19 protein-coding genes are annotated in these 16,713 nt (G+C 65.2%); 6 read left to right on the forward strand and 13 right to left on the reverse strand.

The window, feature by feature from the left end; all coding sequences use genetic code 11:
• Window positions 1-27: 27 nt before the first annotated feature.
• Both KW835_RS21845 and orn read right to left on the reverse strand, forming a co-directional pair.
• Window positions 28-1,920 (reverse strand): DEAD/DEAH box helicase, encoded by a 1,893-nt coding sequence (locus KW835_RS21845; protein ID WP_218386344.1) that lies wholly within the window; start codon window positions 1,918-1,920, stop codon window positions 28-30.
• Window positions 1,921-2,230: 310 nt separating this feature from the next.
• Window positions 2,231-2,824 (reverse strand): oligoribonuclease, encoded by a 594-nt coding sequence (gene orn, locus KW835_RS21850; protein ID WP_218386345.1) that lies wholly within the window; start codon window positions 2,822-2,824, stop codon window positions 2,231-2,233.
• A gap of 80 nt (window positions 2,825-2,904) precedes the next feature.
• On the opposite strand from orn, the gene KW835_RS21855 reads away from it, so the two are divergent.
• From KW835_RS21855 to rsgA, 3 genes are read left to right on the forward strand one after another with little or no spacing between them, the layout of a single operon-like run.
• Complete coding sequence (locus KW835_RS21855) at window positions 2,905-4,212, forward strand: M48 family metallopeptidase (protein WP_218386347.1); 1,308 nt, start codon at window positions 2,905-2,907, stop codon at window positions 4,210-4,212.
• A complete protein-coding gene (locus KW835_RS21860; RefSeq protein WP_218386348.1) occupies window positions 4,209-4,550 on the forward strand; it encodes a 4a-hydroxytetrahydrobiopterin dehydratase in 342 nt (113 codons plus the stop codon). Before KW835_RS21855 ends, KW835_RS21860 begins: the two co-directional genes overlap by 4 nt.
• Window positions 4,551-4,588: 38 nt before the next feature.
• A complete protein-coding gene (rsgA, locus tag KW835_RS21865; RefSeq protein WP_218386350.1) occupies window positions 4,589-5,533 on the forward strand; it encodes a ribosome small subunit-dependent GTPase A in 945 nt (314 codons plus the stop codon).
• A gap of 174 nt (window positions 5,534-5,707) precedes the next feature.
• On the opposite strand, the gene KW835_RS21870 is transcribed toward rsgA, so the two are convergent.
• The 6 genes from KW835_RS21870 to rpsP all read right to left on the reverse strand — a co-directional run bounded on the left by KW835_RS21870 (window position 5,708) and on the right by rpsP (window position 9,918).
• A complete protein-coding gene (locus tag KW835_RS21870; protein WP_218386351.1) occupies window positions 5,708-6,694 on the reverse strand; it encodes a CobD/CbiB family protein in 987 nt (328 codons plus the stop codon).
• A 177-nt stretch (window positions 6,695-6,871) separates the two neighbouring features.
• Entirely contained in the window at window positions 6,872-7,603 is a 732-nt protein-coding gene (locus KW835_RS21875; RefSeq protein ID WP_370633672.1) for a CoA pyrophosphatase, read from the reverse strand.
• Between the two features lie 104 nt (window positions 7,604-7,707).
• Window positions 7,708-8,103 (reverse strand): 50S ribosomal protein L19, encoded by a 396-nt coding sequence (gene rplS, locus KW835_RS21880; protein ID WP_056416077.1) that lies wholly within the window; start codon window positions 8,101-8,103, stop codon window positions 7,708-7,710.
• A 129-nt stretch (window positions 8,104-8,232) separates the two neighbouring features.
• Complete coding sequence (gene trmD, locus KW835_RS21885; RefSeq protein ID WP_218386353.1) at window positions 8,233-8,991, reverse strand: tRNA (guanosine(37)-N1)-methyltransferase TrmD; 759 nt, start codon at window positions 8,989-8,991, stop codon at window positions 8,233-8,235.
• A gap of 31 nt (window positions 8,992-9,022) precedes the next feature.
• On the reverse strand, window positions 9,023-9,592 hold the full coding sequence (rimM, locus tag KW835_RS21890) for a ribosome maturation factor RimM (protein WP_218386355.1): 570 nt from the start codon (window positions 9,590-9,592) through the stop codon (window positions 9,023-9,025).
• Between the two features lie 74 nt (window positions 9,593-9,666).
• Window positions 9,667-9,918, reverse strand: coding sequence for a 30S ribosomal protein S16 (gene rpsP / locus KW835_RS21895; protein ID WP_069105077.1), 252 nt, complete (start codon window positions 9,916-9,918; stop codon window positions 9,667-9,669).
• A gap of 144 nt (window positions 9,919-10,062) precedes the next feature.
• Here rpsP and KW835_RS21900 point away from each other — a divergent pair, with 144 nt between their 5' ends.
• Window positions 10,063-10,587, forward strand: a complete 525-nt coding sequence (locus KW835_RS21900; protein WP_218386356.1) for a GNAT family N-acetyltransferase — start codon at window positions 10,063-10,065, stop codon at window positions 10,585-10,587.
• Between the two features lie 11 nt (window positions 10,588-10,598).
• Window positions 10,599-11,045 (forward strand): TM2 domain-containing protein, encoded by a 447-nt coding sequence (locus tag KW835_RS21905; protein ID WP_218386357.1) that lies wholly within the window; start codon window positions 10,599-10,601, stop codon window positions 11,043-11,045.
• A 144-nt stretch (window positions 11,046-11,189) separates the two neighbouring features.
• On the opposite strand, the gene KW835_RS21910 is transcribed toward KW835_RS21905, so the two are convergent.
• Both KW835_RS21910 and KW835_RS21915 read right to left on the reverse strand, forming a co-directional pair.
• A complete protein-coding gene (locus tag KW835_RS21910) occupies window positions 11,190-12,200 on the reverse strand; it encodes an inorganic phosphate transporter (protein WP_218386359.1) in 1,011 nt (336 codons plus the stop codon).
• Between the two features lie 19 nt (window positions 12,201-12,219).
• Entirely contained in the window at window positions 12,220-12,867 is a 648-nt protein-coding gene (locus KW835_RS21915) for a DUF47 domain-containing protein (RefSeq protein ID WP_218386361.1), read from the reverse strand.
• A gap of 420 nt (window positions 12,868-13,287) precedes the next feature.
• On the opposite strand from KW835_RS21915, the gene KW835_RS21920 reads away from it, so the two are divergent.
• Window positions 13,288-13,938, forward strand: a complete 651-nt coding sequence (locus KW835_RS21920) for a porin family protein (protein ID WP_218386363.1) — start codon at window positions 13,288-13,290, stop codon at window positions 13,936-13,938.
• Between the two features lie 137 nt (window positions 13,939-14,075).
• Here KW835_RS21920 and KW835_RS21925 read toward each other — a convergent pair whose 3' ends face one another.
• The 3 genes from KW835_RS21925 to KW835_RS21935 are packed head-to-tail and all read right to left on the reverse strand — an operon-like array spanning window position 14,076 to window position 16,701.
• Complete coding sequence (locus tag KW835_RS21925) at window positions 14,076-14,804, reverse strand: ABC transporter ATP-binding protein (protein WP_218386365.1); 729 nt, start codon at window positions 14,802-14,804, stop codon at window positions 14,076-14,078.
• 12 nt (window positions 14,805-14,816) lie between these two features.
• A complete protein-coding gene (locus KW835_RS21930; RefSeq protein ID WP_218386367.1) occupies window positions 14,817-15,599 on the reverse strand; it encodes an ABC transporter ATP-binding protein in 783 nt (260 codons plus the stop codon).
• 25 nt (window positions 15,600-15,624) lie between these two features.
• The gene (locus KW835_RS21935) at window positions 15,625-16,701 is read right to left on the reverse strand and encodes an ABC transporter ATP-binding protein (RefSeq protein WP_218386369.1); all 1,077 of its coding nucleotides are present in this window, start codon (window positions 16,699-16,701) and stop codon (window positions 15,625-15,627) included.
• Between the last annotated feature and the right edge of the window lie 12 nt (window positions 16,702-16,713).

The raw sequence follows: 16,713 nt of genomic DNA on the forward strand, positions 1-16,713 counted from the left end.
GCAGTGAGGTCCCGACGGACGACCCGCTCAGCGCGCGGGACGCGCCGGACGCTTACGTGCGTCGTGGGGCACGAACGGCTTGCCACCGCCCGCACCGGCCGGCTTTGCGAAATCAGGCCTGCGGGGCGCGAAATCGCCACGGGGTGCGCCAGCACCTTCGCCGCGCGGAGCAAAACCGCCACGACCGGCATCGCCGAAGCCAGGCTTGCGGCCGTAGCCTTCGCCGTCGCGGCGCGGGGCGCTCGAGGCACCACGGTAGCCGCCGCCGTCACGGCCGGCAAAACCACCGCCGAAACCGCCCCGGTCATTGTTGTTGTTACCGCCACCGAAACCACCGCGGTCGTTGCCACCGAAGCCGCCACGGTCGCTGCTGTTGCCGCGTGCCGGGCCGCCGAAGCGGCGCTCACGGCCGTAGCCACCGCCTTCACGCCCTTCGAAACCGCCACCGGAGCGACCACGGCCGCCGAAGTCGGCACGGGGCGCCTGGGGTGCACGCTGTGCAGGCTCCATGCCCGGGACCACTTCCGCCTTGAACTGCTGCCGACTGTACGACTCAATGTCGTAGATCTTGCGGCGATCGCGGAACTCCGCAAACGTGACGGCCAGGCCGTCGCGTCCGGCACGGCCCGTACGGCCGATGCGGTGGGTGTAGTCCTCGGCCTTCATGGGCAGGCCGAAGTTGAACACGTGGGTGATCGTGGGCACGTCGATACCGCGTGCGGCCACGTCGGTTGCCACGAGGATCTGCACCTGGCCGTTGCGCAGCGCCATCAGGCGACGATTGCGCAAGCCCTGGCTCAGCGCACCGTGCAGCGCCACGGCCGAGAAGCCCTCCTGCTGCAGGTCGTTGGCCAGGCCGTCGCATTCCACCTGGGTGCTCGCAAACACGATGGCCTGGTTGATCGACGTGTCACGCAGCCAGTGGTCGAGCAGCTTGCGCTTGTGCTGTGCGTTGTCGGCCCAATGCAGGATCTGCTTGATGTTGGCGTGCTTGGCCTGCGGCGTGTCGATGGTGACCTTCTGTACGGACGAACCGCCATCGTGCATCACGCGCATTGCCAGTTGCTGGATGCGCGGCGCGAAAGTGGCGCTGAACATCATGGTCTGCTTGCGCTGGCTGGTCAGCTGGTTCAGTTCGGCCAAATCGTCCGAGAAGCCCAGGTCGAGCATGCGGTCGGCTTCGTCGACCACGAGGAACTGCACCTTGTCGAGCTTGATCTGCATCGAGCGCTGCAGGTCCAGCAGACGGCCGGGAGTGGCCACCACCAGGTCGGCGTTCTGCAGCTTGGCGATCTGGAGTTGGTAAGGCATGCCGCCCACCACGTTGGCAACACGCAGGCCTCGGCAGTGCTTGACGAGGTCGATGGCGTCGTGCGCCACCTGCTGCGCCAGTTCACGCGTGGGGCACAGGATCAGGGCGCCAGGGGTGGCTGCCTTGAAGTTGCGCGAGCTGGTGGGGTCCTTGCGCTTGGCACGCTTGGGAGCGGGTTCACCACGGGCTGCAGCCTCGGCCACGGCGCGCTCGAACGCAGCACGCTCTTCGGCTTCTGCAGCCGCTTGCTGATTGATCAGCGTGTGCAGCACGGGCAGCAGGAAGGCGGCGGTCTTGCCGCTGCCTGTCTGGCTGGAGACCATCAGGTCGATGAACTTGGTGGCATCGTTGCCGCCACCCATGGCCAGTGGGATGGCCTTGAGCTGTACAGCCGTGGGCTGGGTGTAGCCCAGGTCTGCCACGGCCTGCACGAGTTCAGAGGCCAGGCCCAGCTCGACGAAGCCATTGGGCTCGGGCGTCACGGCAGCGCTGCCTTCGGCGGCGACGGCCACTGCCGCATCAAGGGGAGAAGACTGCACGGAAACGTCGGCAGCAAAGGAAGTATCGGCAGGCGCGAATTCGCCCTGCACCAAGGAGGTGTCGGTCATGATTTTTCTCTCACGAAGACGGTCGCGGGCGCAGCCCGCGATTGGCTTCGTCAAATGGTTAAAAAACATCAACCATCAAACGAAACCTGCGCCGGCGCCAAGGGCCTGAGCGGGTGGGCGTTATTCGCCAGTCCTGCACTGTCTGGGACAGTCGGCTGGCAAGCCCGGTGTGTGAGGGGAGATGCACAAACTGCGAGGGATTCCTGCGCAGCCAGCGATTATGGCACGTTTAAGGGTTTCCCCGCAATACCCCTCTGGTTCACTGCGCGGGGCGGGCGCCGATCTCGCGGCGGCAGACCCGCCAGAACGCTCAGGACTCCTTCGCATCCACCGACAGCAAGTGTTTGCGGTAGTGGGCCAGCTCTTCGATGGATTCGTGCACGTCGGCCAGCGCGGTGTGCTTCTGGGCTTTCTTGAAACTGGTGTAGGCCTCGGGTTTCCAGCGCTTGGCCAATTCCTTGAGGGTGCTCACATCGACATTGCGGTAGTGGAAGAAGCGTTCGAGCTTGGGCATGTAGCGCACCAGGAAGCGCCTGTCCTGGCCGATGCTGTTGCCGCACATCGGCGCCACGCCCTTGGGCACATACTTGGACAGGAAGGTAATGATCTCCTGCTCGGCGGCTTCCTCTGTCACGGTGGAGGCTTTCACCTTGTCGATGAGGCCGCTCCTGCCGTGCGTGCCCTTGTTCCATGCATCCATGCCGTTGAGCAACTCGTCGGACTGGTGGATGGCAAACACGGGCCCTTCGACGCGGGGCTCCAGGTGGGGGCCGGTCACGACGACAGCGATTTCCAGCAGGCGGTCGGTATCGGGCTCCAGACCGGTCATTTCGCAATCGAGCCAGACGAGGTTCTGGTCGGACTTGGCAAGCACGGGTGTCGGGGTGGGATGGGCTTCGGACATGGCGCGCATTGTCGCCGATGCCCACGCCGTCAGCAGGTGCAGCGGCTCCCAGCAGGCGTCCCCCGGTAAACTCCGCCCACATGCCATCGACCGACGTCCTCTCCCCCTCCCTGATACTGACTTTGGCGTTCGCCGTGGCGCTGTCGCTGGGCCTCGTGCTGAAGTTCTGGCTCTCCACGCGTCAGATCCGCCACGTGGCACGCCATCGCGGCGCAGTGCCCGCGCCTTTTTCGGAGCGCATTGCGCTCCCGGCGCACCAGAAAGCCGCCGACTACACCATCACCAAGTCGCGCCTGGGCCTGCTGGAGATGGCGCTGGGCGCTGCCGTGCTTCTGGGCTGGACGCTGCTCGGCGGACTGGACGCACTGAACCAGGCGCTGCTGGCGCTTCTGGGCGGCGGCATGTGGCAGCAGATCGCACTGCTGGTGGCCTTCGTGGCCATCAGCGGACTCATCGACCTGCCCCTGTCGCTGTACCAGACCTTCGTGGTGGAAGAACGTTTCGGCTTCAACAAGATGACTTGGCGCCTGTGGCTGGGCGACGCGGTCAAGGGCCTGCTGGTGGGGGCCATCATCGGTCTGCCCATCGCCGCGTTGATCCTCTGGCTGATGGGCGCTGCAGGCCCGCTGTGGTGGCTGTGGGCCTGGTGCTTCTGGATGGGCTTCAACCTGCTGTTGATGGTGGTCTACCCCACCTTCATCGCGCCGCTGTTCAACAAGTTCCAGCCCCTCGAAGACGAGTCGCTCAAGGCCCGGGTGACGGCGCTGATGCAGCGCTGCGGCTTCTCGGCCAAAGGCCTCTTCGTGATGGACGGCAGCCGCCGCAGCGCGCATGCCAACGCCTACTTCACCGGGTTCGGCGCGGCCAAGCGGGTGGTGTTCTACGACACGCTTTTGCGCCAGCTCGCGCCAGGCGAAGTCGAGGCTGTGCTGGCCCATGAACTGGGCCACTTCAAGCACCGCCACATCGTGCAGCGCATTGTCGTCATGTTCGCGCTGAGCCTGGCGGGCTTTGCCCTGCTGGGTTGGCTGTCCAACCAGGTGTGGTTCTACACCGGCCTGGGCGTGCGCCCCAACATCTCGCTGGACCCTGCTGCCGCAGCCGCGCCCAACGATGCCCTGGCATTGTTGCTGTTCATGCTGGTGGTGCCGGTGTTCACCTTCTTCATCTCGCCGCTGTTTTCTCAGCAGTCCCGCCGCCACGAGTTCCAGGCCGATGCCTACGCCGTGGCCCAGGCCAGCGGTGCCGACCTGTCGTCTGCGCTGCTCAAGCTGTACGAGGACAATGCCTCCACACTCACGCCCGATCCGGTGTACGTGAAGTTCTACTACTCGCACCCTCCTGCCACCGAGCGGCTGGCGCGCATGCAAACACCTGCCCATTCATGACGACGAACTCCATGCTCAAGAAAAAAGACTGGTCCACACAGACCCGGCGCGCGCTGACCGCTACGGAAGTAGTAGCAAACCTGGCCAAGCTCGAAGGCTGGAGCCTGAGCGGCGACGGTGCTGACGTGGCCATCGAGAAGACCTACCACTTCGCCAACTACTACGAAACGATCTCCTTCGTGAACGCGCTGGCCTTCGTTGCCAATGCGCAGGACCACCACCCCGACCTGTCGGTGCACTACAACCGCTGTGTGGTGCGTCTGAACACGCACGATGTGCACGGCATCTCTTCCACCGACTTCGAGTGCGCAGCCCAGTTCGATGCGCTCGTGGCCTGATCGCTGTCGCCCCACCATGACCCGTCACCCGCACCACCATGGCTGAGCGCAGCGCCCTCATGGAAGGCACGGTGGTCGCCAGCCACGGGCGCCACTGCATGGTCGAGACGCCAGACGGCGAGCGCCGCATCTGCCACCCACGCGGCAAGAAGAACCAGTCCGTGGTGGGAGACCGGGTGCTGTGGCAGGCCCCCCCACCCGGCCAGGGCGACGAAGGCACCATCGAGAAGGTGCAGCAGCGCCGCAACCTCTTCTACCGCCAGGACGAGATCCGCACCAAGTCCTTTGCCGCCAACCTCGACCAAGTCCTGATCCTGATCGCGGCGGAACCTGTTTTCTCCGAAAGCCAGCTTGCACGCGCGCTGATTGCCGCCGAGGCCGAGGGCATCAAGCCCCTCATCGGCCTGAACAAGAGCGACCTGGTCGAGCCGTTTGCCCGCGCCTGGGAGCGCCTGGTGCCCTACCGCCACATGGGCTTGGGCAGGCACTACGGCGTGCTGCCGCTGTCGCTGGCCCTGTCCAGCGAGGTGGACCGCGCCTTGCTGATGGAGCACCTGAAGGGCAAGACCACGCTGGTGCTGGGCCCTTCGGGCTCGGGCAAGAGCACACTGATCAACCTGCTGGTGCCGGGCGCCACGGTGCTGACGGGAGAAATCTCGCAGGCGCTCAACTCCGGCAAGCACACGACCACCAGCACGCACTGGTACTGGATGGACAAGGAGCGCACGACCGCGCTCATCGACTCACCGGGCTTCCAGGAATTCGGCCTGCACCACATCGCCCCCATGCAGCTTGCCGCCTGCATGCCCGACATCGCGGAGCACGCCACCGACTGCAAGTTCTACAACTGCACCCACCTGCACGAACCGGGCTGCGGCGTGTTGGATGCAGTCAAAAACGGCCCTGACGCAGGTGGAATAAGCGCAACGCGCTACAAAATTTATAGCGATCTGTTTGAAGAGCTGAGCCACACCCGGTATTGACCGGCATGGGTAATTGCAAGGCGCAGGAGACGAATAGACACGGGCAGTGAAGCGCGCCGCACTTCGCACAGGCACACCCCACACCAGCGCACCCGTGGAGCTGGCTTTGCCAGGCCACCGGGTGCGTCCCCCTCCGGGGGAAGCCGCGCAGCGGCTCAGGGGGGCTTTTTTCCACTACCCCAGCAGCCGCGCAAGGGTCAGAAGCGCCAGCAGCAGCATCCACACCACCACCGAGCGCCACACCAGTCCCACCACACTGCGCAAGTGACCCACCTCCGGCTCGCGGCCGGGGGTGGAATCGCTGTCGCCCAGGTCTGCATCGATCTCCAGGCCCGGCGGTGCATGCAGTTCGGTACGGGCTTTCAGCGCCTCGCCACCGAGTCGCACGTTGATGGCACCGGCTGTGGCGGCCAACACGACGCCATCGTTGTCATTGGGAAACCGCTGCGCATGGAAGCGCCAGCCCTCAATGGCTTCCTCGAAACTGCCCACCACCGCGAAGCTCAGTGCCGTGAAGCGGGCCGGGAGCCAGTCGATCACCGTCCATGCCTGCGCCGACGCCTGTTGCAGCGAGGCGCTGGCCGGCTGCGTGCCGGTGCGCTGCCTGTAGTGCCAGTAGCGCGATACGAATTCGGCCAGGCGGTACAGCACGGCGCCGGTCGGCCCCAGGCCCAGTGCGGCGAGCACAGAGAACCAGGCCAGCACGCCGAACACATGGCGGTGCGCCGCCAGCACCGAATACTCGATCACGTGGCGAACGATCTCGCTGCGCGGCAGGGCGCCCACATCCACCTGCTGCCAATGGGCCAGACGCTCGCGCGCGGCATCTTCGTTGCCCTCCTCCAGCGCGTCGCGGATGCCGGTGAAGTGATGGCTGAACTGCCGAAACCCCAGCGTGATGTAGAGCACCGCCACGCTCCAGAGGACCGCGAAGGGCCAGCCCAGGCCCCACAGCAGCAGCCAGTGGATGGCCAGCGTCACCAGCGCGGGCACGATCACGGCGAGGCTCCACGCCACCCAGCCGTGGTGCGGCTTGCCTGCATCGAAGTTGCGGCTCACGGACAAGGCCCACGCACGCAGGCCTGCGTGGATGGGATTGCTGCGGGCCAGCGGGCGGGCCTGCTCGATCAGCAGAGCGAACAGGATGGCGAAGAAACTCATGGGCGCCAATGATACTGGCGCTGCGCATGCACAGAGCAGGTTTGCGCGCGATGGCAGACCCATCGGCCGCCAAGCGCGCTGCACTGCACTGCTCTGGCCAGAGCCCCTGCACGCCGACCGCGGGGCGGCGCACGCAACGCACCTCTCTTCGGGATGGCCCGAAGCCGCCTGGGTGGATCAACCCGCCATCATGAACCGGTAGAAGTTGCGCAGCATGCCCGCCGTCGCGCCCCAGATGTAGTGGGTCTTTTCCCCATCCTGAAAAGGCATGGAGAACCATTCGCGGTGGATGCCATCACGGTCGAACACATGGCGGCGGTGATTCGCGGGGTCGAGCACAAACGCCAGCGGCACCTCGAACAAATCCGCCACTTCGTAGGGGTTGGGCGTGAGCACGCAGTCGGGCCGCACCAGCGCCACCACCGGGGTGATGATGAAGGACGAGCCCGTCACATAGGTGGGCAGCGAACCCAGCACGTCAACAAACTCTGGCGCAAGCCCCACTTCTTCCTGCGCTTCGCGCAGCGCCGTACGGGCGGGCGTGGCGTCCTCGGGGTCCGCGCGCCCTCCCGGGAAGGCGACCTGTCCCGAGTGGGTGGACAGGTGCGCCGTGCGCTCGGTCAGCAGCACCATGGGTTGCTCTCGCTGAATGATCGCCAGCAGTACTGAAGCGTGGGCAGGCTCGCGGTTCATGAACCTCTTTTCCATCACCACCTCCGGCTCCCACTGCGGCGGGTGCGCAAAGCGTGCGCGCAATGCACCGGGCGTCTGGTCCTGCAGTGGTACCGCAGGCAGGTGCGTGTCCACGCCCACGACCGGCACCAGGCGCGGGTCGAAATCGGGCAAGCTGGACAGCGGCGCGATGACCGACGAGACAGCAGCAGGAGGAGGCGGCGGCGAAGAGTTCACGGTCGGCGACTGGAAAGGGATGGGGAAGGCCTCAAAAGCAAAAAGCCGCTACAGGCAGTCGCTGTAGCGGCTTGTCGGGACTGGGCCACGCCCAATGGGTCCGATCAGGCGGCAGTAGCGGCTGCGGCAGCAGCCTTGTTGACGCGCTGTGGCAGCTTTTCCTTGATACGTGCCGACTTGCCGCTGCGGTCGCGCAGGTAGTACAGCTTGGCACGGCGCACATCGCCACGGCGCTTGACTTCGATGCCGGCGATCAGCGGGCTGTAGGTCTGGAACGTACGTTCCACGCCTTCGCCGCTGGAGATCTTGCGCACGGTGAAGCCGCTGTTCAGGCCGCGATTGCGCTTGGCAATCACCACACCTTCGTAGGCCTGCACGCGCTTGCGGGTACCTTCCACCACATTCACGCTCACGATGACGGTGTCACCGGGGGCGAATTCGGGGATGGTCTTGTTCAAGCGGGCAATTTCTTCCGCTTCCAGGGTCTGGATCAGGTTCATGTGAGTTTCCTAGTGATCTTGTCCGCGCCAAAAATGGCTGCGTCGGGATTGACGTCTCAGTGTGTCAGAGGGAAAGCTCCCTGTTGAAACGGCCGGCCAGAGGATCGAAAAGCCTTTGATTATAGCAAGTCAGGCGAGCTTGGCCAATACCGCTTCGTCCACGGGCGCCAGACGGCCTGCCTTTCGCGCGACGTCGATCAGGTCCGGGCGGTGCCGGGCCGTGATGGCCAGGCGCTGGTCACGCCGCCAGCGCTCGATCTGCGCATGGTGGCCGGACATCAACGCCGCCGGCACCGGCTGCCCGGCCCATTCTTCGGGGCGGGTGTAGTGCGGGCAATCGAGCAGGCCGTCGAGCGCCGGGTTGAAGCTGTCGAGCTGGTGGCTGCCTTCGTCGTTGAGCACGCCGGGCTGCAGGCGCGCCACGGCATCAAGCAGGGCCATGGCGGCAATCTCGCCGCCAGACAGCACGAAGTCGCCCAGGCTGATCTGCACATCGACGTGGGTGTCGATGAAACGCTGGTCGATACCCTCGTACCGGCCGCACAGAAGGACGGCGCCGCTGCTCGCGGACCAGCGCTCGACCGCCGCATGGCTGAGCGGTTCGCCAATCGGCGAAAACAGCACCACCGGGGCACGGCCCGTCTCGGGTTCCGCCCGCTCTGCCCGGATGGCGGCCAGGCAACGTGCCAGCGGCTCGGCCAGCATGACCATGCCCGGGCCGCCACCGAAGGGGCGGTCGTCCACGCGGCGGTAGTTGCCTTCGGCATGGTCGCGAGGGTTCCACAGCCGCACATCCACCTGCCCGCTGGCGTACGCGCGGCGGGTCACGCCGCTGGCCAGGAACGGCGCGAACAGCTCGGGGAACAAGGTGATGACGTCAAAGCGCATGGTGCGCGGCGCTACGGCAAGCGGTACCGGGTCAGTAGTCGGGCTGCCAGTCGACAGTGATGCGCTTTTCGGGCAGCTCCACCTTGTCGATGAAGGCCGAGACAAACGGGATCATGCGCTCCTGCGCCTTGCCGTCCTGCTCGTAGGCCAGCACCAACACCGTCTGCGGCCCGGTGGCCATGAGCTCGCGCACCTCGCCCAGGGCCACGCCTTCGCGGTTGACGACCGACAGGCCGATCAAATCGACCCAGTAGTACTCGTCCTGCGTGGTGGACGGAAAACTCGACCGGGGCACGAAGATGCGCGCACCGCGCAGCGCCTCGGCCGCGTCGCGGTCGTCGATGCCCTCGGCCCACGCAACTACCGTATCGGAATGATCCTTGGCCTGGCGGATGGAGAGCAGCACGGTACCGGCAAACGCCTTGGCGCCGCGCTCGGAGGGCTGCAGATACCAGCGCTTGGCAGAGAAAAGCGCCTCGGGGCTGCTGCTGTGGGAAAGCACCTTGAACCAGCCCTTGACCCCCCAGGCGTCGGCGATGCGCCCCACCTCGACGGCGTCGGCGGGCAGCTGTGCGGGTTCAAGGGTGAGGTTGGCAGCCATGGCGGTGATTCCAGAATAGGAAAAGGGCGGGTCCCGCCGGCATGCCGAACGGAACCCGCCCTTTTCAGGGAGCTTTAAGCAGCCTTCTTGGCGGCTTGCTTGATCAGGCGGTCCACGGTAGGCGAGGACTGGGCGCCCACGCTCTGCCAGTACGTCAGACGGTCTTGCACGATGCGCAGGCCTTCTTCGGATTCCTTGGCGGTGGGGTTGTAGAAGCCGATGCGCTCGATGAAGCGGCCATCGCGGCGCACGCGCTTGTCAGCAACGACGATGTTGAAGAAAGGACGGCCCTTGGAGCCGCCGCGGGAGAGTCGAATGACGACCATGATTTATCCTTCGGGTGGTGAACTTCCGGCATCTGCCGCAAGCCACAGTGTTCGCAACCATATTCGCAACGCTTGAGACACGCGACATGGCCACCCGGCCAGCGACACGCTGCAAAGCCCGCGATTATATCCATTTCCTCACAAATGCCCATCATTCGTCCCAGCACCGACGGCGACCTGCCCGCGATCACCTCCATCTACAAGCACCACGTACTGCACGGCACGGGCACCTTCGAGATCGATCCTCCCTCGGAAACCGACATGGCGGGCCGCCGCGCCGACGTGCTGGCCAAGGGCCTGCCCTGGCTGGTGGCCGAGCAGGACGACGGCCGCGTGCTGGGCTTTGCCTACGCCAACTGGTTCAAGCCGCGCCCCGCCTACCGCTTCTCTGCCGAGGACTCGATCTACATCGCCGAAGACGCGCGGGGTATGGGCCTGGGCCGGCAGTTGCTGTCCGAACTGGCGGCGCAGGCCGAGGCGGCCGGCGTGCGCAAATTGCTGGCCGTGATCGGCGATTCGGCCAACGCGGGCTCCATCGGCGTGCACCGGGCGCTGGGCTTCACCGATGTCGGGGTCATGAAGTCGGTGGGTTGGAAATTCGGTGCCTGGCGGGACATCGTGCTGATGGAAAAGACCCTGGGCGCGGGCGACACCACGTCGCCCGAATGACAATGGCCCGCATGAAGAACAAGACAGCGGCGGCCTGGCTCGCCTTTCTGGGCGGTCCCCTCGGCCTGCATCGCTTTTACCTGCACGGCCTGGGCGACCTCATTGGCTGGCTGCTGCCCATCCCCACCGCGCTGGGCATCTACGGCATCCAGCGGGTGCAGCAGATGGGGCAGGACGATCACACCAGCTGGATGCTGATCCCGCTGCTGGGCTTCACCATCGCGGGCTGCGCGCTGCAGGCCATCCTGTTCGCGCTGAAGACGCCTGAAGTGTGGAACGCGCGCTACAACCCCAGCGCCGCACCCGACGCTCCGGCGGGTCGTACGCAGTGGATCACCATAGGAGCCATCATCGTGGCGCTGATGGTGGGCACTGCGGTGCTGATGGCCAGCCTGGCGTTCAGCTTCCAGCGGTACTTCGAGTACCAGATCGAGGAAGCCCGCAAGATCTCGCAATGACCTGACCGGCGTGGCACCGCGGGGCGCTTCGCCCGCAGGCAGGCACCACGCGAAACGCCCCGTGAAACTCTGGTCCCACGGGGCGTTTGCACTTTATCAGCAAGGGTCTATTGCTACCAATTCAGGAGCAATCATCGCGAGTGGTCAGAATATCTGCAGGCTGATCCAGTACGCCACGGCAGCCACGAATGCACTGGCCGGAATGGTCAGGATCCAGGCCCAGATGATGTTGCCCGCCACACCCCAGCGCACGGCACTGGCGCGCTGCGTGGAGCCCACGCCGACGATGGCGCCGGTGATGGTGTGGGTGGTGGACACGGGGATGCCCAGCGCAGTGGCCAGGAACAGCGTGAGCGCCCCGCCCGTCTCGGCGCAGAAGCCGCCCACGGGCTTGAGCTTGGTGATCTTCTGGCCCATGGTCTTGACGATGCGCCAGCCGCCGAACATGGTCCCCAGGCCGATGGCCACGTAGCAGCTCACGATGGTCCAGGTGGGCGGCGACGCATCGCTGGCCGACGAGTACCCGGTGGCGATCAACAGCAGCCAGATGATGCCGATGGTCTTTTGGGCGTCGTTGCCCCCGTGTCCCAGGCTGTAGGCCCCGGCGGATACGAGCTGCAGCCGGCGGAACCACTTGTCCACCTTGCTCGGTCGCGTGCGCCGGAAGATCCAGGCCACCCCCACCATCATGAGCGAGCCGAGCGCAAAACCCAGAAGCGGCGACACGAAGATGAACGCCACCGTCTTCAGGATGCCCGCGGAGATGAGCGCGCTGGCGCCCGCCTTGGCGATCACCGCGCCCACGATGCCGCCGATGAGCGCGTGCGACGAGCTGCTGGGGATGCCGTAATACCAGGTGATCACGTTCCAGGTGATGGCGCCCACGAGGGCCCCGAACACCACGTGCGTGTCGACGATGCCGGGCTGCACGATGCCCTTGCCCACGGTAGCCGCCACGCTCAGGTGAAAGATGAAGATCGCGATGAAGTTGAAGAACGCCGCGAACAGCACCGCCTGCGCGGGCTTGAGCACGCCCGTGGAGACCACGGTGGCAATCGAGTTGGCGGCATCGTGAAACCCGTTCATGAAGTCGAACAGGATCGCCAGCGCCACGAGCAGAACCACAACCCACAGGGCCGTCTGTACGGTTTCCATGCTGGTCAGCCTGCCCGGATCAGGAGTTCTCGAGGACGATGCCCTCGATGCAGTTGGCCACGTCCTCGCACTTGTCGGTGATGGTCTCGAGCAGCTCGTAGATGGCCTTGAGCTTGATCACTTCGCGGACATCGGGCTCCTCGCGGAACAGCTTGCTCATGGCGCTGCGCATCACGCGGTCGGCGTCGGATTCGAGCTTGTCGATTTCCTCGCAGGTCTTGAGCGCGGCCTCGGCCACGGCCGGGTCGGCGATCTTGTCCAAGAGCTTCACGGCATCGCGCAGGCGCTCGCAGCACTTGAGGCTCAGGTCCGTGAGGCGCGTGATTTCCTCGGTCATGTGGCGCACGTCATACAGCGCCATGGTCTCGGCGGAGTCCTGGATCAGGTCGGCCACGTCATCCATCGTGTTGATGAGCGTGTGGATCTGCTCACGGTCGATGGGGGTGATGAAGGTCTTGTGGATGGACTTGTTCACCTCGTGCGTCACACGGTCGGCGGCGCGTTCGGCGTTGTCCACGTCCTGGTTGTACTTGTCGCGCAGGTGCGGATCGTTGTAGTTGGCCACCAGTTGCGAAAACGCCCGGGCCGCCTCGACGATCCGGTCCGCATGCTGGTTGAACATCTCGAAAAAATTGCCTTCGCGTGGCAACAGCTTGGCAAACAGCATGGAGGCTCCTGCAGGGGGATCGGTTTTTTGAAAAGAGACAAAGCCATGACATTCACATGACTTTTTGGTGACTCCGGGAGTTTAACCGCCCGCCTTCCTGCGCTCCTGCCTTCCGCACGCCCACGCCAGCGCGGACCGCCGCACGACGCCTGCAGGCAGGCACCACGTTGCTGATACGGGGGCGAAATTGGCCGTCTGCGCCCTACCAGCAAGCGCCAACCGCTATCCAATCCATAGCAATTGCAGGGATGACTGCCGCAAGGCGCTGCGCAGGGTCGGCGCGCTCCTACAAATAAGCGCCACGAGCTCCCACAGCATGCGGCTCGCAGCGCCGTAGATTGGACCGACGCCCCGAGCGGAGCGGCCCCTGCGCACCTGCGCAGGCCTTCAAGACCCACGACTTCAGCAAGGACATCCTCCATGAGCACTTTCTTCACCCGCCAGGTTCCGCTGGCCCTGGCCATCGCAGCCTGCACCCTGGCGAGCGCGCAGGCCCAATCCAGCGCATCGTCCTCCGCACCGCCATCGACCGCGGCAGCGTACGACGGGGGTTCCGGCCGCGGGTCCGTGCTGCCCTATACCCAGGACGGCTACATCGGGCTGAACGGCGGCCGCTCCAACTACAGCCTGAGCAACGGCCCCGCAGGTCTGGGGCTGAGCCAGGATGATTCGGGCAATGCCTACAAGATCTACGCCGGCGGCTTCTTCCACCGCAACGTGGGCGTGGAACTGGGCTACCTGAACGCCGGTACGGCGCACCGCCTGGGCGGTGACACCAAGGCCCACGGCTTCAACCTGAGCCTGGTCGGCCGTGCGCCGCTGGGCGAGCAGTTCGACGTGTTCGGCAAGATCGGCACCACCTATGGCCGCACACGCACCTCCGGCCTCGCGGCCACGGGCGTCTCGCTGGGCAAGGAAGACGGCTTCGGGCTGTCCTACGGCCTGGGCGCGCGCTGGGCCTTCACGCCGCAATGGGCGGCAGTGGTCGAATGGGAGCGCCACAAGTTCAAGTTTTCGGACGGCGACGATTCGGTGAACCTGACGACCGTGGGCCTGCAGTACCGCTTCTGAGGCCCGTGCCGGGCAGCCTGCCGGCCACGCAGGCACCGCTCCCCAAAACAAAAAAGCGCAGCTCGAAAGCTGCGCTTTTTTGATTCTGCGGACTGGCCCCGCCCCGGCGGATGGGCCTTGCGGCGCGCGGTAGCTGCTTACTCGCCCAGGTAGGCCGCGCGCACCTTCGGATCGTTCAGCAGACCCTGGCCGGGGCCCGTCATGGTGATCAGACCGGACTCCATCACGTAGCCACGGTCGGCAATGGCGAGCGCGCGGCTGGCGTTCTGCTCCACCAGAACGATGGTCACGCCCAGGGCGTACACATCGCGCACCACTTCGAAGATCTTGTCCACCATGATGGGCGACAAACCCATGGAGGGCTCATCGAGCAGCAGCACCTTGGGCTGGCTCATCAGCGCGCGGCCCATGGCCAGCATCTGCTGCTCGCCGCCGGACATGGTGCCGGCCAGCTGGTCCTTGCGCTCGCGCAGGCGCGGGAAGATGGTGAACATCTTCTCGATATCGGCCAGGATGCCGGCCTTGTCCTTGCGGATGTAGGCGCCCATCTGCAGGTTCTCGGTGATGGTCATGCGCGCGAACACGCCGCGGCCTTCCGGCACCATCACCAGGCCTTCCTTGACCAGGTCCCAGGCGCCCTTGCCCTTGATGCTCTTGCCCAGGTATTCGATGTCGCCATCGTTCATGCCCAGGGTGCCGGTGATGGCCTTCATGGTGGTGGTCTTGCCGGCGCCGTTGGAGCCGATGAGCGACACCAGTTCGCCCTCACGCACTTCGAAGTCCACGCCCTTGACGGCCTGGATACCGCCGTAGGCCACCTTCAGGCCCTTGACCTGCAATAAAACTTTGTTGGATTTTTCGGCCATTTGTTATGTCCTTCAGTGCCCGCCGGTGCCCAGATAGGCCTCGATCACTTTTTCGTTCTTCTGCACTTCGGCCGGGTTGCCCTCGGCGATCTGCTTGCCATAGTCGAGCACCGTCACACGGTCGCACAAACCCATCACCAGCTTCACATCGTGCTCGATGAGCAAGATGGTGCGGTTGTCGTTGCGGATGCGGTCGATGAGTTCGCGCAGCTGCACCTTCTCGGTGGCGTTCATGCCGGCCGCGGGCTCGTCCAGTGCGATGAGCTGGGGGTCGGTGGCCAGGGCGCGGGCAATCTCCAGGCGGCGCTGGTCGCCGTAGCTCAGCGTGCGCGCCTTGTAGTCGGCGAACTTGCCGATGCCCACGTAGTCCAGCAATTCCTGCGCGCGACGGCGGATGGCGGCTTCTTCTTCCTTGAAGCCCTTGGTGCGGAACACCGCCCCCACCAGGCCGGACTTGGTGCGGATGTGGCGGCCCACCATCACGTTCTCCAGCGCCGTCATCTCAGCAAAGAGGCGAATGTTCTGGAACGTGCGGGCAATGCCGGCCTTGGCCACTTCATGCACGGCCGTGGGCTCGTAAGGCTTGCCAGCGAGTTCGAACGAGCCGGCGTCCGGCGTGTAGAGGCCGGTGATCACGTTGAAGAACGTGGTCTTGCCGGCGCCGTTGGGGCCGATCAGGCCGTAGACCTGGCCGCGCTGGATGGTGATGCCCACGTCGGACAGGGCCTGCAGGCCGCCGAAGCGCTTGGAGATACCGGCGACCTTCAGCACCACTTCATTGGATTTCTCTGTCATTGCTAACTTTCGGTGGTGTTCGGCTTCAGGTCTTCTGCGTCAGGCTCTTGCCGTGCTCGGGCGAAGGCCACAGGCCGCGGGGGCGCAGCAGCATGATGATGATCATGGCCAGGGCGATCAGCAGCTGGCGCAGGATGGCGGAGTCCAGGCGGCCGTCCGTCATGGCCTGCAGCGGCCCTGCCACGTAGCGCAGCACTTCGGGAAGCGCCGACAGCAGCACGGCACCCAGGATCACGCCGGGGATGTGGCCGATGCCGCCCAGCACCACCATGGCGACGATCATGACCGACTCCATCAGGCTGAACGACTCGGGGGAGACGAAGCCCTGGAACGCACCGAACATCGCACCCGACACGCCGCCGAACGACGCGCCCATGGCAAACGCCAGCAGCTTCATGTTGCGGGTGTTGATGCCCATGGCCTTGGCAGCGATTTCATCTTCGCGGATGGCCATCCAGGCGCGACCGACGCGCGAGTCCTGCAGGCGATAGCAGATGACCACCGAGATCACCACCAGCACCAGGAACAGGTAGTAGTACAGCGTGACGGAGTTGATGTCGAAGCCGAACAGCTCCAGGCGCTTGCCCAGGTCAAGGCCGAAGATCTTGACCGAGTCGATCTGGCCCAGGCCCTTGGGGCCGTTGGTCAGGTTGACGGGGTGGTCCAGGTTGTTCAGGAAGATGCGGATGATTTCGCCGAAGCCCAGCGTGACGATGGCCAGGTAGTCGCCGCGCAGCTTCAGCGTGGGTGCCCCTAAAAGCGCCCCGAAGAATGCCGCCAGCAATGCCGCGACCGGTATGACCAGCCACAGCGAGGTATGCAGACCGTTCGGGAACATCGCAGCGAACGCGGCGAAGGTATCGGCCAGGTGCGGCGACGCCATCAGTGCGAACAAATAGGCACCCACGGCGTAGAACGCCACGTAGCCCAGGTCGAGCAGGCCGGCGTAGCCCACGACGATGTTCAGGCCCAGGGCCAGCATCACGTACAGCAGGGCCAGGTCGGCAATGCGCACCCAGGCGTTGCCGAAGAATTGCAGGATCAGTGGCAGCACCAGCAGCGCGATCGCGCCGATGACCCAGTTGGTTTTGGTGTTCTTCATGGTGTGGTGCTC

Origin of the sequence: Acidovorax sp. sic0104 (assembly GCF_019219095.1) — a bacterium.
Classification (GTDB): Bacteria; Pseudomonadota; Gammaproteobacteria; order Burkholderiales; family Burkholderiaceae_C; genus Acidovorax.